The organism is Campylobacter bilis (assembly GCF_016806695.1).
Classification (GTDB): Bacteria; Campylobacterota; Campylobacteria; order Campylobacterales; family Campylobacteraceae; genus Campylobacter_D; species Campylobacter_D bilis.
This window is the reverse complement of record NZ_WUED01000013.1, coordinates 15,095-28,959: the sequence shown is the minus strand read 5'-3', so window position 1 is coordinate 28,959 and position 13,865 is coordinate 15,095. Positions and strand designations below refer to the sequence as shown.

At 32.4% G+C, this 13,865-nt stretch carries 15 protein-coding genes; 11 read left to right on the top strand and 4 right to left on the bottom strand.

Features of this window, described 5'->3' with window-relative positions:
• Positions 1-3: 3 nt before the first annotated feature.
• From fliE to mltG, 4 genes are all read right to left on the bottom strand, one after another.
• Positions 4-300, bottom strand: a complete 297-nt coding sequence (fliE, locus tag GRQ01_RS06650; RefSeq protein ID WP_158334999.1) for a flagellar hook-basal body complex protein FliE — start codon at positions 298-300, stop codon at positions 4-6.
• Positions 301-305: 5 nt separating this feature from the next.
• Complete coding sequence (gene flgC / locus GRQ01_RS06645) at positions 306-800, bottom strand: flagellar basal body rod protein FlgC (RefSeq protein WP_158334998.1); 495 nt, start codon at positions 798-800, stop codon at positions 306-308.
• 9 nt (positions 801-809) lie between these two features.
• Positions 810-1,241: a flagellar basal body rod protein FlgB gene (gene flgB, locus GRQ01_RS06640; RefSeq protein ID WP_158334997.1), complete on the bottom strand. Its 432-nt coding sequence runs from the start codon at positions 1,239-1,241 to the stop codon at positions 810-812.
• 82 nt (positions 1,242-1,323) lie between these two features.
• Positions 1,324-2,325, bottom strand: a complete 1,002-nt coding sequence (gene mltG, locus GRQ01_RS06635) for an endolytic transglycosylase MltG (RefSeq protein ID WP_158334996.1) — start codon at positions 2,323-2,325, stop codon at positions 1,324-1,326.
• Here mltG and GRQ01_RS06630 point away from each other — a divergent pair.
• The 11 genes from GRQ01_RS06630 to GRQ01_RS06580 all read left to right on the top strand — a co-directional run bounded on the left by GRQ01_RS06630 (position 2,240) and on the right by GRQ01_RS06580 (position 13,860).
• Positions 2,240-4,813 (top strand): YhdP family protein, encoded by a 2,574-nt coding sequence (locus GRQ01_RS06630; protein ID WP_158334995.1) that lies wholly within the window; start codon positions 2,240-2,242, stop codon positions 4,811-4,813. The two genes, mltG and GRQ01_RS06630, sit on opposite strands and share 86 nt — an antisense overlap.
• Positions 4,814-4,928: 115 nt before the next feature.
• The gene (locus GRQ01_RS06625; protein WP_158334994.1) at positions 4,929-7,127 is read left to right on the top strand and encodes an NADP-dependent isocitrate dehydrogenase; all 2,199 of its coding nucleotides are present in this window, start codon (positions 4,929-4,931) and stop codon (positions 7,125-7,127) included.
• 2 nt (positions 7,128-7,129) lie between these two features.
• Positions 7,130-8,032: a malate dehydrogenase gene (locus GRQ01_RS06620; RefSeq protein WP_158334993.1), complete on the top strand. Its 903-nt coding sequence runs from the start codon at positions 7,130-7,132 to the stop codon at positions 8,030-8,032.
• Positions 8,033-9,196 (top strand): ADP-forming succinate--CoA ligase subunit beta, encoded by a 1,164-nt coding sequence (sucC, locus tag GRQ01_RS06615; protein WP_158334992.1) that lies wholly within the window; start codon positions 8,033-8,035, stop codon positions 9,194-9,196. It abuts the gene before it with no gap.
• 9 nt (positions 9,197-9,205) lie between these two features.
• Positions 9,206-10,075, top strand: coding sequence for a succinate--CoA ligase subunit alpha (sucD, locus tag GRQ01_RS06610; protein WP_158334991.1), 870 nt, complete (start codon positions 9,206-9,208; stop codon positions 10,073-10,075).
• Positions 10,076-10,089: 14 nt separating this feature from the next.
• Positions 10,090-10,401, top strand: a complete 312-nt coding sequence (locus GRQ01_RS06605; RefSeq protein ID WP_158334990.1) for a 4Fe-4S dicluster domain-containing protein — start codon at positions 10,090-10,092, stop codon at positions 10,399-10,401.
• An 8-nt stretch (positions 10,402-10,409) separates the two neighbouring features.
• Positions 10,410-11,534 (top strand): 2-oxoglutarate synthase subunit alpha, encoded by a 1,125-nt coding sequence (locus tag GRQ01_RS06600; RefSeq protein WP_158334989.1) that lies wholly within the window; start codon positions 10,410-10,412, stop codon positions 11,532-11,534.
• Between the two features lies 1 nt (position 11,535).
• Complete coding sequence (locus GRQ01_RS06595) at positions 11,536-12,381, top strand: 2-oxoglutarate ferredoxin oxidoreductase subunit beta (protein WP_158334988.1); 846 nt, start codon at positions 11,536-11,538, stop codon at positions 12,379-12,381.
• Positions 12,378-12,935 carry a 2-oxoglutarate:acceptor oxidoreductase subunit OorC gene (locus tag GRQ01_RS06590; RefSeq protein ID WP_158334987.1) on the top strand — a complete coding sequence of 186 codons (558 nt, stop codon included), beginning with the start codon at positions 12,378-12,380 and terminating at the stop codon, positions 12,933-12,935. Before GRQ01_RS06595 ends, GRQ01_RS06590 begins: the two co-directional genes overlap by 4 nt.
• Positions 12,936-13,054: 119 nt before the next feature.
• Complete coding sequence (locus GRQ01_RS06585; RefSeq protein ID WP_158334986.1) at positions 13,055-13,318, top strand: DUF2018 family protein; 264 nt, start codon at positions 13,055-13,057, stop codon at positions 13,316-13,318.
• 11 nt (positions 13,319-13,329) lie between these two features.
• Complete coding sequence (locus GRQ01_RS06580) at positions 13,330-13,860, top strand: exporting protein (RefSeq protein ID WP_203121281.1); 531 nt, start codon at positions 13,330-13,332, stop codon at positions 13,858-13,860.
• Positions 13,861-13,865: the final 5 nt, after the last annotated feature.

The following is a 13,865-nucleotide window of genomic DNA, read 5'->3' as shown; positions in this document are numbered from 1 at the left end:
GGTTTAAATTTGAGTTCTTGTGATTTCTTTATAAGCATTAATGGCTTTGTTTCTAACCTCTAGCATAAATTTCATACTGCTTTCAGCTTTTGTAATGGCAATGGCTGCTTGGTGTAAGTCTTTAACTTGTCCTGTGGCTATATCTGTCATAGCAGCTTCACCGGTTTTTTGTGCTTGGTTTAAATCATTGATTTCATTTTTAAGAAGTTTAGCAAATTCATCGCCTATTTTGGGATTTGTATTTGGGGTTTTATCCGTATTTGAAACGCTTTTTAATCTTAAATCATTAATACTATTCATTTTCATTATCCTCTTAATAAATCAATCGCACTTTGCGCTATGGTTTTTGCACTTGTAAAGGCACTAACATTGGCTTGATAAGCCCTTGTGGCTTCAATTAAATCAGCCATTTCAATCACAGGATTGACATTAGGATATGCCACGTATCCTTGTGCATTAGCATCAGGATGAGAAGGATTGTATTTCATGCGAAAATCTTTATCATCTCTAACGACTTTATCAACCACTACACTTTGAATAGCAGGTTTAGCTTCTTCAGGTGAACTTGGATCGTTTAAAGGATTTTCATATTTTAAAAAATTATTATTTTGATCGATTTGCTCATTTAAAAGCTTGTCAAAATCTGTCGCTTTAAAGATCACTTCGCGCCTTCTATAAGGTCCGCCTTCAGCTGTTCTTGTAGTGTTTGCATTAGCTATATTAGAGCTAATAACATTCATTCTAAAGCGTTGCGCGCTTAAACCATAACCACTAATATCAAAATCACTTAAATATGCCATAATTTACCTTTAACTTAATTTAGAGCTTGCATCTAGTATGGAGCTAAAAATATTGCTTTGTCTTCTTAAAACTCCATCTAAAGCTGTTATCATAATAGTATTTTTACTCATTTCTGTTGTTTCTACATCTAAATCAACAGTATTTGCATCATTTCTTGCTAAATGCCCATCCCTTAAGTAAATAGTTGATTTACTAGGATCAGGGAATTTCCAAGGTGTTTGATGATGTTCTTGGGTTAAAGCAAGCTTTAATTCTTTATTATCATTTTGATCAAAAATTTCTTTTGCACGTTCAATTAAAGCTGTTTCAAACTCAATATCTCTTGCTTTATAAAAAGGAGTATCGACATTAGCAAGATTAGAATTAATAAGCTGATTTCTTAGATTTCTACCCGCTAAAGCCCCTACGATTAGTTCTTTTGATTTAAATGAATTGATCATTTTACATCCTTTTTATAGCTTATTGTAAAGATTGAAAGCAAATAGCGTTCCAATTATTTTCCTTGTAAAAGAATACCATAATTTATTTTCCCTTTTGTAAATTGATAGCTTTATTATGATCATTGATATTAGTGCTAAAAACATGAGCTTTTGTAGTTTTATCACGGACAAAATATAAAAAATCCGTTTTTGCAGGAAAAATTGCTGCACGTATAGCTGCTAAAGATACATTGCACACCGCTTCTTCAGGCAAGCCTTTAAATTTATAGGTATTATAAGAGCTATTGTCTTGTTGTATTCTTTGTGGGGTGACTTTAATATGAGAGTAAATTCCATAATTTAAAGTCCCATCCATTTGAAGTTTCATGCCTTTTTTAAGTCTATTATAAATCACGCTTGCGATGATAGGCATTTCTTTTTCATTGGCAGCTTCTTTTTGTATGACTGAAGCGATGATGATGTATTGATGCCATTTTTTAGAATTATAATCGCCAAAAATTTTTTCAGAAGTTTTTTTATTAAAAAGTTCAGCATAATTTAAAAGTATTTGGATGAATAATTTTTCTGTGATGCCCTTAGGAATTTTATAAGTTTGAGGTATGAAAATCCCTTCTTTATAGGAAGCTTGTTTTTCTAATTCTTTTAAAAGTATAGTTTGATTTAGATTAAGTTCTTTAGCAACTTGATCTAAAAACACTGCACTAGTTTCTCCTGGTATGAGGGTGATAGTTTTAAGTGCGGCTTTAGCGACAGTAAGCTTGTGTAAAAATTCTGCCCGGTTTAATTCTTTTGTACCTATATGGATCCAACCTGATTGAGGATGACCTAAAAAAAATAAAATATATTTATCAATGCTACTCATCTCGTATTTATTTTGCTTTAAATATGTTATAATTTGCGAAACTGAACCTTGGGGAATAAACACTACAGAATTACTTTTTAGAGGTTGAGATAAATAATAAAAAAAACCTAAAATAAATATTAAAAAGAAGTGGCACATGAAAAAGAAAATTTTATATATTGTTATATTTTTTATCATGCTTATTTTAGCATTATTTTTCATACTTAAAAATGGAATTGTCATCTCTAGCATCCAATTTGATTTTTTAAAATTAGAACAATTATATATTAAATTAGATAAAAAATTAATTGTTAGAGCAAAAAACATTATTATAAACCAAAACTCTGATGCTTTAGCCTTAAACTCAAGCCCTAATTCTAACTATGTTTCTACTGAAATTTTAAAAATAACAAAAAATTTAAAATATCTTTATACTTTTGTAGAAGAGATTGATATACAAAATTTAAGCATAAAAGACAATCATGTGCGGATTTTATTTAAAGATAATGAATTTTTCATTGATAATGATTTATTGTTTTTAAAATTAAGCTTACAACGCCAAGATAAAGAGCTTAGAGCTGATATTAAAAAACTTTTATTAAAAGATTATAATCTTAATATTGATGGGAATTTAAGCATTAATGTCAAAAGCGAATTTTATTATTTTCAAGGCAAAGCAAGCGGGGATTTGCTTGATTTTAACGCAAGCATTTCTTATAAAAACAAAAATTTAGCTTATAAAATAGAGGATTTAAATATTAAAGACATTGTCCAAGTGCTTGAAAAAATAGACAAAAGAGTCCAACTTCAAGATAGTTTAAAACTTTGGATAGCACATAGGGCTAAGGGAGAGTTTTATCACTGGGATTATTTGCAAGGATTTGTAGATTTTACTAAGGATAATTATTATTTAGATAGTATAAGTGCTTTGGGTTATATCAATAAAGTCCAAGTCCGTTTGGATGAGAATATGAATGCTATTGAAATTCCAAAGCTTCATTTTAAACTAAACAAACAAAAGCTAGATTTTGCTTTTAATAAAGCTTCTTATAATGGTTCTGATTTAAGTTCTAGTAAGGTTTATTTATACGATTTATTTGATGAGAAAAAAATAGGAATTTATTTACGTATTAAATCAGATAATTTAAAATTTGATCAAAACCTTGCTAAAGCTTTGGAAAATTATCATTTTTCCTTGCCTTTTTATCAAAAAAGTGGAAAAATTAAAAGCAATTTGGAGTTAAAAATTGATTTTCATGATAAAGGCGAAACTTTTTACGATGGCATTTTAGCCTTAGAAAATGCTAATATTTCTTTGGCTGATTTTAATATTAGCAAAGCTTTTGTAAAAATAAATCAAAATGATTTAAGCATAGAAAATGCTAGTATTAAAAACGGATTTTTAGAAGCTGATTTTAATGCTAAATTGGATTTGCAAAAGCAACAAGCACAATTTAACACTCAAATTTCAAGGCTTTATTTTCTAAATGGCGAACTTTTGGATATAAAAGATAAGAATACTACCATTTTTTTAGATTATTCTAAAGATATTAATATAAGTGTTCCTAAGTGGAATTTGGTTTTAGATTTTAAAGAAGGTATGCAAATGAATTTAAATGATCCTAAAATTTTATTCTCACATTCTGCCTTTTTTAAAAAATTAGGTTTTATTGATGCTAAGAGCTTTTATTATAAAACCCTTAATTTTGAAGATTTTAATGCCAGCATTAAAGATGCTTATTTTAAAAACAATTTACTCATCCATGGCAAAATTCCTTATGAAAATGATACTTTTGATATCACCAAAGATAACAATATCGTCCAAATCCATTCCCAAAGTAATATCATAAGTGCTAAAATAGGCCCGCATAATAAAGAATTACATTTAAAAAATTTAACCTATCTTCATACTAAAAAGTCCGATTCTTTTAATGACTTCAATTTCAATACTTTAAAAAATTGGCAAAAACTTAGCATAGGTGGGGCTAATATAGCTTTAGTTTTAGCAGATTTTAATAAAACCTTAGCTTTTGATAAACTAGAAGCAGAGCTAAAAGATGATGCTTTGAATTTAAAAGGTTTGAGAAAAAATACCCATTTTGATCTTTATTATTCTTCTAAAGATTTTAAATTAAATGTGCGCAACGCAGATGATGGCTATTTTAATGAATTTTTTCAAAAGCAAGCAGTTCAAGATGGGATATTTAATCTGAGTATAAAAGGGAATGCATTAGAATACTTTGAAGGACAAATTGAGTTTAAAAATACTTATATAAAAGATTTAAAAGGCATTAATCAATTGATTTCTTTTATTGATACTGTGCCTAGTTTATTAATGTTTAAATCTCCTACTTTTAATCAAAAGGGCTTGAGTTTGCAAGATGGGAAAATTATTTTCAATAGAAAAAAAGATCTTTTAAGTGTATCAGCGATTAATTTAAATGGTGATAGTGTGGATATTTATGGTTTAGGATCGCTTAATTTAAGATCAAATACTGTGAATTTTAATTTAGAATTAAAAACTTTAAAATCAGCCTCTGAAGCCATATCTAAAGTTCCTATTGTTAATTATGTTGTTTTAGGGAAAAATCAAGAAATTAGCACAAATTTAAAAATAGATGGAAGCATTGATGATCCCCAATTCCATACCCAAATCTTAACAGATACTTTAAAAACCCCATTTAATCTTATTAAAAATATCATACAATTACCCGCAAATTTACTCAATTAGAAATATTTAAAGTTTATTGCAAAACTAAAATAAACTTTAAATTTACTCTTGCATTTTTTTTTATTTGTAATATACTTAAAAATCAAAAAAAAAATAGCGTTTTAAAGGACTCAAAATGCAAATTACTTATACCCTAACAGATGAATCTCCAGCGCTTGCAACTTACTCATTTTTACCTATAATCAAAGCCTTTTTAGCTAGGGCACACATAGGGGTTAAAATCTCTGACATTTCTTTATCAGCAAGGATTTTAGCAAATTTTAGCGAGTATTTAAAACCAGAGCAAAGATGCGAAGATGCTTTAGAATTTTTAGGAGAACTTGTAAAAAAACCCGATGCTAATTTGATCAAAACACCAAACATATCTGCTTCCATACCACAACTAAAAGCCGCTATTAAAGAATTGCAAGATAAAGGCTACATGTTACCAAACTACCCAGATGAGCCAAAAAATGATGAGGAATTACAAATTAAAACTAAATACCAAAAAGTTTTAGGTTCAGCTGTAAATCCAGTATTAAGACAAGGCAATTCTGATCGTCGTTGCACAAAGGCGGTTAAAGACTATGCTAGAAATAATCCTTATAAAATTATAGAATTTCATCCTGAGTCAAAAACCCGAATTTCTTATATGAAAGAAGGGGATTTTTTCTCTAATGAAAAAGCGATTTTGCTTGATAAAGATTGCTTGGTAAATGTTGAATTCCTAGCAAATAGTGGCAAAAGTGAAATTTTAAAAGAGGGATTAAAGCTTGAAAAAAATGAAATTTTAGATGCAAGCTTTATGGATGTAGAAAAGCTTCAAGAATTTTATGCTAAAGAAATTCAAGCTAGCAAAGAAGATGATGTGCTTTTTTCGCTTCATCTAAAAGCTACTATGATGAAAGTAAGCGATCCTATACTTTTTGGTTATGCTGTAAAAGTGTTTTTCAAAGAATTGTTTGAGGAATTTAAAGACGAATTTCAAGCACTCAATATCAATCCTAATAACGGATTAAGCGAGCTTTTAACCAAAATTGAAGCTTCTGATAAAAAAGAAGAAATCTTAAAAAAATACAATGCCATTTTAGCTAAATCTGCTGATATTGCTATGGTAAATTCTGATAAAGGCATTACAAATCTTCATGTTCCTAGTGATGTGATTGTAGATGCTTCCATACCTGCTATGCTTAAAAATGGTGCAAAATTATGGGATAAAGAAGGCAAAGCAAAAGATACTAATGCTTTAATTCCTGATCAAACTTATGCAAGCATTTATGAAGCAGTGATTGAAGATTTACATAAAAATGGCACTTTAAACCCTGCAAAATTAGGCAGTGTTTCTAATGTAGGCTTAATGGCTAAAAAAGCACAAGAATATGGATCTCATGATAAAACCTTTGTAGCTAAAGAAGATGGGGTTTTTAAAATAGTCTGCGAAGACAAGGTATTATTAGAACATCGTGTGAAAAAAGGCGATATTTATAGAGTAAATGAGACAAAAATTGATGCAGTGTTAAATTGGATTGATTTGGGTATACAAAGGGCTGATATTACAGGTTCTGAAGCAATTTTTTGGCTAGATAGTAAAAGAGCAAGCAATAAAATTATGATAGCTTTAGTGCAAAACCGTCTTAAAGAAAAAGGCAAAGATATAGCTATTTTATCCCCAAAACAAGCTTGCTTAAGAAGCTTAGAGCTTATCCGTGCTGGAAAAGATACTATTTCTATTACAGGAAATGTTTTAAGGGATTATTTAACCGATCTTTTTCCTATCTTAGAGCTTGGAACGAGTGCAAAAATGCTTTCTATAGTGCCTATGTTAAATGGTGGAGCTATGTTTGAAACAGGAGCGGGAGGATCAGCACCTAAACAAGTAGAACAATTAGTAGAAGAAAACCATTTGCGTTGGGATAGCTTAGGTGAGTTTTTAGCCTTGCAAGCAAGTTTAGAATTCTATGCCCATAAATGCAAAAATTTTAAAGCTAAAGTCTTGGCTCAATGCCTTGATGAGGCTATAGGAGAATGGCTTGAAAATAATAAAACCCCTACAAGAAAAGTCAAAGAAGATGATAATCGCACAAGCCATTTTTATTTAGCCTTATATTTTGCTAATCATTTGGCAAGACAGGCTAATGATATGGAACTTCAAAGCTTTTTTAAGGATATAGCCTTAGAGCTTTCTTCTAATGAAGAAAAGATTAGAACTGAATTTAATGACACTCAAGGAGTCAAAGTCGATTTGGGTGGTTATTATAAATTTGATGAACAAAAGGTTAATAAAATCATGCGTCCTAGTGCAACTTTTAATGCTATTTTAGAAAAGATAGGGTAAAGATGAAAATCACCATCATAGGAGCTGGAAATGTAGGTTCAAGTGTAGCTTATGCTTTGATTTTAAGAGAGTTGGCAAACACAATAGTTCTAATTGATATTAATGAGAATTTATTGATCGCTAAAGAATTAGAGCTTGCACAAAGCATAGCGGCTTTAAATTTAGATATAGATCTAATTTGCACTAAAGATTATGTCCATACTAAAGACTCAGATATAGTGCTTTTTAGTGCAGGTTTTACTAGAAAAGCAGGGCAAAGCAGAGAAGAACTTTTACAGCTTAATGCTAATATCATGCTTGATTGTGCTAAAAATATTAAGGCATTTACGCCTAATCCCCTTTTTATTATTTTAACCAATCCTGTGGATTTTTTACTCAATACTCTTTATGAAAGTGGAATTTTCGCGTCAAAAAAAATTGCGGCAATGGCAGGTATTTTAGATAATGCAAGATTTAAATATGAACTTGCTAAAAAACTAAATGTTAAAATGTCAAGTGTAGATACTAGACTTATAGGCTTTCATAATGATGATATGGTCTTGCTTAAATCCTACGCTAGTGTTAAAAATAAAAATATAAGCGAATTTTTAAATGAAGAAGAATTTGAAGATTTAGAAAACGAAGTTAAAACCGGTGGTGCTAAGGTGATAAAATACCTTAAAATTTCAGCCTATTTAGCCCCTGCTAGTGCTTGTGTTAGGATGCTTGAGTCTTTAAGAAGTGGAGAATTTTTGCCTATGAGTGTGATTTTACATCAAGAATTTGGTGTGAAGAATAAAGCTTTAGGAGTAATGGCAAGATTAGGTCTTGAAGGCGTTATAGAAATCATGAATTTAGATCTTAGTGCACAAGAAAAAGATAAATTAGAAAAATCTTTAATCAAATATCAGTACAAAGGAGAATAAATGAATATACATGAATATCAAGCAAAGGCTATTTTTGCGGATAATGGCATCCCTACACTAAAAGGAAAAGTCGCATTTAGTGTAGAACAAGCCCTTGCAAATGCTAAAGAATTAGGTGGTAATGTTTGGGCGGTTAAAGCTCAAATCCACGCAGGTGGTCGTGGTCTTGGCGGGGGTGTTAAAATCGCTAAAAATTTAGACGAAGTAAAAAGCTATGCTGAACAGATTTTAGGAATGAATTTAATTACTCATCAAACAGGTCCTGAAGGCAAACTCGTGCAAAAGCTTTATATAGAAAGCGGTGTAAACATTGTAAAAGAGTATTATTTGGCTATTTTATTCAACAGAATGGCAGAGCAAATTACCCTTATTGCTTCAAGCGAAGGAGGCATGGATATAGAAAAGGTAGCCAAAGAATACCCTGAAAAAATCGCAAAAGTAAATATCGATCCTCAAATTGGCTTTAAGCTTTTTCATGGGCTTGAAGTAGCAAAAGTTTTAGGGCTTAATAAAGATGAAAGTCAAAAATTTATTAACATGATAGCTAAGCTTTATAAATTGTATAATGATAAAGACATGAATATGCTTGAAATCAATCCTTTAATCAAAACCCAAGAAGGCGATTTTTATGCCCTTGATGCAAAATGCAGCTTTGATGATAGTGCCCTTTATCGTCATCCTGAAATTGCTGAACTTAGAGACATCACAGAAGAAAATCCTGCTGAAAGAGAAGCGGCTGAGTTTGGCTTGAGTTATGTGAAACTAGATGGAAATGTAGCTTGTATGGTAAATGGTGCGGGTTTAGCAATGGCTACTATGGATATTATTAATTATAGCGGTGCCAAACCTGCAAATTTCTTAGATGTTGGAGGTGGAGCTTGTGCTAAAACTGTTGCAAAGGCTTTTGAAATCATTTTAAGAGATAAAAACGTAAAAGTTATATTTATCAATATTTTTGGTGGTATTGTACGCTGTGATAGAATTGCAAATGGAATTTTAGAAGCAACTCAGAATGTAGAAGTAAATATCCCTATAGTAGTGCGTCTTGATGGCACTAATGCAGCTGAAGCAAAAGCTATTTTAGAAAATTCAAATCTTAAAAATATCAAAGCAGCAAGCGATCTTAAAAACGGTGCAGAGCTTGTAAAAAGTTTAGTAGGATAAGGATAAATCATGAGTATTTTAGTAAATAAAAACACCAAGGTTATAGTTCAAGGATTTACAGGCAAGGAAGCAACTTTTCATGCAGAACAATGCCTAGCTTATGGTACTAATATAGTCGGAGGAGTTACCCCTTATAAAGGAGGACAAACTCATTTGGGAAAACCTGTTTTTGACACTGTTGCACAAGCACGTGAAGCCACAAAGGCTGATGTGAGCTTGATTTTTGTACCTGCTTTTGCTGTAGGTGATAGTGTGATTGAAGCAGCTGATGCGGGTATTAAGCTTGCTGTGATTATAACTGAACATACCCCTGTAAAAGACATGATGTTTGCTAAACAATACGCCAATAAAAAGGGTATGAAAATCATAGGGCCTAATTGTCCTGGCATTATTACTTCTGAAGAGTGCAAATTAGGCATTATGCCTGGTTTTATTTTCAAAAAAGGCTGTGTAGGACTCATCTCAAAAAGCGGAACTTTAACCTATGAAGCAGCTAATCAAATCGTTCAAAGCGGATATGGAATTTCTACAGCAGTAGGGATTGGAGGCGATCCTATTATAGGGCTTGCTTATAAAGAACTTTTAAGCGAATTTCAAAAAGATGATGAGACTAAAGCCATAGTCATGATAGGAGAAATTGGCGGTAGTTTAGAGGTTGAAGCGGCTAAATTTATTAAAGAAAATATCAGTAAACCTGTGGTAGCATTCATCGCAGGAGCGACTGCACCTAAAGGCAAAAGAATGGGACATGCAGGTGCTATAGTAGGCAGTGCTGATGAGAGTGCTGCAGCCAAAAAAGAAGCTTTAAAGTCTTACGGGATTCATGTAGTGGATTCTCCTGCTTTAATTGGCCAAGCAATTGAAAAAATATTAGCTTAATAAAGGAAAAAATTATGAGTATGATAGCTCCAAAAGATACCCCTGTTTGGGTGGATGAGCATAGGTGTAAGGCGTGTAATATCTGCGTTAGCTATTGTCCTGCTGGAGTTTTAGCTATGCGCGATGATGTGCATGCGGTTTTAGGGCAAATGATAGAAGTTGTACATCCTCAATCTTGCATAGGCTGTACAGAGTGTGAAACGCATTGCCCTGATTTTGCTATTATGGTGGCAAAAAGGGATGAGTTTAAATTTGCTAAACTTACTCCAGAAGCTAAAGAAAGAGCCCTAGCTCTAAAAAACAACAAATATAAAAAACTAGCATAGGAATAAGAATGAGAGAAGTTATAGCAACTGGTAATGTTTTAATCGCACAAGCAGCGATTGATTGTGGATGTAAATTTTTTGGAGGTTATCCTATAACACCTAGTAGTGAAATAGCACATGAGTTAAGTCACATGCTTCCTGCAAATGATGGGACTTTTATACAAATGGAAGATGAAATTTCAGGCATTAGCGTAGCTATTGGTGCGGCTATGAGTGGGGTAAAATCTATGACAGCAAGTAGCGGTCCGGGGATTTCTTTAAAAGCAGAGCAAATCGGACTTGCATTTATTGCTGAAATTCCATTAGTTATTGTAAATGTTATGCGTGGTGGCCCATCAACAGGACTTCCAACAAGAGTGGCCCAAGGGGATTTATTTCAGGCTAAAGCACCTACTCATGGGGACTTTGCAAGTATTGCTATTGCACCTGCTTCACTTGAAGAGGCTTATACAGAAACTATTAGAGCTTTTAATTTATCCGAAAAATTCATGACCCCAGTATTTTTACTCATGGATGAAACTGTGGGGCATATGAATGGTAAGGCTGTATTGCCTGATTTAAAAGATATTAAAATTTACAACCGTAAAAAATTCCAAGGGGATAAAAAAGATTATAAACCTTATGCAGCAGGAGAAAACGAACCTGCAACCTTAAATCCTTTCTTTACAGGCTATCGTTATCATATAACCGGGCTTCATCATGGAGATATAGGTTTTCCTACCGAAGATGGCGATACAGTGAAAAAAAATATCCAAAGACTTATAGGCAAGATCAAAAATAATACAGATGAAATTTGCACTTATGAAGAATATATGATTGATGATGCTGAGTTTTTAATCATAGCTTATGGAAGTGTGAGTCGTTCGGCTAAAGAAGCCATTATAAGATTAAGAGAAGAAGGGATTAAAGTAGGGCTTTTCCGTCCTATTACTCTTTATCCTGTAGCAGAAAAGAAAATCGCACAAGTAACAAGCAAATTTAAAAAAATAATGGTAAGTGAACTTAATATGGGGCAATACCTTGAAGAAATCGAAAGAGTAAGTTCTCGCCGCGATTTTATTAGCTTGCACCGTGCTAATGGCCGTCCTATAACCCCAAGTGAAATTATCGCTAAAGTAAAGGAGAATATATAAAATGGCATTTAATTATGATGAGTATTTAAGAACAGATAAACTTCCTACTCAATGGTGTTGGGGCTGTGGTGATGGGGTTGTTTTAAAATGTATTATTCGCGCTATAGAAAAGCTTGCTTGGAATATGGATGATGTTTGTCTTGTTTCAGGTATTGGGTGTAGTGGCAGGATGAGTTCTTATGTCAATTGCAATACTGTACATACTACCCATGGTAGAGCCATTGCCTATGCAACAGGTATTAAGCTAGCAAATCCTAGTAAACATGTTATAGTAGTAAGCGGTGATGGAGATACCTTAGCGATTGGAGGAAATCACACTATACACGGCTGTCGCAGAAATATAGATCTAACTCATATTGTGATCAATAATTTTATTTATGGGCTTACTAATTCTCAAACCTCGCCAACTACCCCAAAAGGCTTTTACACAGTAACAGCTCAATGCGGTAGCATTGATCCTAATTTTGATGCTTGTGAACTTACTAAGGCAGCGGGGGCTTCTTTTGTAGCAAGAGGAAATGTTATTGAAGCTAATAAACTTGAAAATTTAATCTATAAAGCCCTAGCACATAAAGGCTATAGTTTTGTGGATGTGTTTTCAAACTGTCATATTAATTTAGGCCGAAAAAACAAAATGGGCGAAGCTGTGGCTATGCTTGATTGGATTAAAAATCGTGTTGTTGATAAAGCCAAATTTGAAAGCATGGATTTTGAACAAAGAAAAGACAAATTTCCAACCGGAATCTTGCATGAGGATAAATCCCAGCCAGAGTATTGTCATGCCTATGAAGAAGTGCGTCGAGCAACCAAAGAAAAAAGAATGATAGACTTAGGAGCTTTACAATGAAATATCAATTAAGATTTGGAGGCGAAGGCGGACAAGGCGTTATCACCGCAGGAGAAATTTTAGCCGAAGCAGCGATTAAAGAAGGACGCCAAGCCTTTAAAGCCTCAACTTACACCTCACAGGTGCGTGGGGGTCCTACTAAGGTTGATATTATTATCGATGATAAAGAAATTCTTTTTCCTTATGCTGTAGAAGGTGAAGTTGATTTCATGCTTTCAACAGCAGATAAAGGTTATAAAGATTTTCGTACCGGGGTGAAAAAAGACGGCATTATAGTAGTAGAGCCTAATTTGGTCCATCCTGAAAGTGAAGATTATAAAAAATGGCAAATTTTTCAAATCCCCATTATCACTATAGCTAAGGATGAAGTAGGAAATGTAGCCACTCAATCTGTTGTAGCATTAGCCATTGCTGCTTATATGAGTAAATGCATTGATTTAGAGGTATTAAAACAAACTATGTTGCACATGGTTCCCGCTAAAACAAAAGATGCAAATGCAAAAGCTTTTGATTTAGGGGTACAATACGCCACTCAAGCAAAGGCACATTCTTAAATTCCGTATTTTACGGAATTTCTTTCATCTTTCTTATAAATTTCAAATAAAATTTTAATTTAGCTACTTTTAACGATTAAAATTTTATAATCAAAAACTTTTATAATCAAGGAAAATTAATGGATCTTTTTGATGAAATGTTTAGCAAAACTCCTAAGGAAAAATTCATAGAAATCATTCATAATGGTAATTTAGGAGCTTTGGAAAAAGTTTTTGCAAATTTTTTTGCCGATCATATTGCTATGATAGAGCTTTTAGAAAAACAAGGCCTCACAGAAAGAGATGTAAAAAATTTCATACTTGAAAACGGGGATTTGATAGAACAAAGGCAAAATGATATTTATATAGAATTAGCTGCGAAAATTTTAGGACATGAAGGCTAAAATTGCTAAAAATAGGTTTTTGTGGTTGGATTTTTGTTTTTTTTATTCTTAGCGAGCTTAAAGCATCAGAACCAAAATTTGATTATATTTATCAATTTATACTTAAAAAAGATCAAAGAGCTAGCGTACAGATTAAAGAAATAGGCTATGAGGAGAAAGTACAAAATTTCGACTTTTATTGGACTTTATTTGATAATACCAATATCATTGTGCATTCTAAATTTCGCAAATTCCCACGTCAATTTGTGATGAGTTTGCGCAGAAATTTAGATTGGGTGAGTCAGACTTTAATTCCTGATTATACTCATCCTCATATTGATAGGGCAAGGCTGATTTTAGAATTTAGTGGTTATAATAAAGGCTTGGCAACTTTTACAGTTTATATAGAGGATAAGGAATCGCGTCTTATGGTAGAATTTTTAGATCCGAGAAAAAAACCTTTATCAAATCCACCACAAAACAATCAAGTCGTTCCTATGATAGATTTAAACAAACCGCAAGTTAAACCCTTAACAAGCAAAGAAAACAATATCAGCAATTAGCAAGG

Excerpts from the sequence above, each read along its gene's own strand:
- fliE (WP_158334999.1), bottom strand. The coding sequence starts at position 300 with ATGAATAGTATTAATGATTTAAGATTAAAAAGCGTTTCAAATACGGAT.
- flgC (WP_158334998.1), bottom strand. The coding sequence starts at position 800 with ATGGCATATTTAAGTGATTTTGATATTAGTGGTTATGGTTTAAGCGCG.
- flgB (WP_158334997.1), bottom strand. The coding sequence starts at position 1,241 with ATGATCAATTCATTTAAATCAAAAGAACTAATCGTAGGGGCTTTAGCG.
- GRQ01_RS06630 (WP_158334995.1), top strand. The coding sequence starts at position 2,240 with ATGAAAAAGAAAATTTTATATATTGTTATATTTTTTATCATGCTTATT.
- mltG (WP_158334996.1), bottom strand. The coding sequence starts at position 2,325 with ATGACAATTCCATTTTTAAGTATGAAAAATAATGCTAAAATAAGCATG.
- GRQ01_RS06625 (WP_158334994.1), top strand. The coding sequence starts at position 4,929 with ATGCAAATTACTTATACCCTAACAGATGAATCTCCAGCGCTTGCAACT.
- GRQ01_RS06620 (WP_158334993.1), top strand. The coding sequence starts at position 7,130 with ATGAAAATCACCATCATAGGAGCTGGAAATGTAGGTTCAAGTGTAGCT.
- sucC (WP_158334992.1), top strand. The coding sequence starts at position 8,033 with ATGAATATACATGAATATCAAGCAAAGGCTATTTTTGCGGATAATGGC.
- sucD (WP_158334991.1), top strand. The coding sequence starts at position 9,206 with ATGAGTATTTTAGTAAATAAAAACACCAAGGTTATAGTTCAAGGATTT.
- GRQ01_RS06605 (WP_158334990.1), top strand. The coding sequence starts at position 10,090 with ATGAGTATGATAGCTCCAAAAGATACCCCTGTTTGGGTGGATGAGCAT.
- GRQ01_RS06600 (WP_158334989.1), top strand. The coding sequence starts at position 10,410 with ATGAGAGAAGTTATAGCAACTGGTAATGTTTTAATCGCACAAGCAGCG.
- GRQ01_RS06595 (WP_158334988.1), top strand. The coding sequence starts at position 11,536 with ATGGCATTTAATTATGATGAGTATTTAAGAACAGATAAACTTCCTACT.
- GRQ01_RS06590 (WP_158334987.1), top strand. The coding sequence starts at position 12,378 with ATGAAATATCAATTAAGATTTGGAGGCGAAGGCGGACAAGGCGTTATC.
- GRQ01_RS06585 (WP_158334986.1), top strand. The coding sequence starts at position 13,055 with ATGGATCTTTTTGATGAAATGTTTAGCAAAACTCCTAAGGAAAAATTC.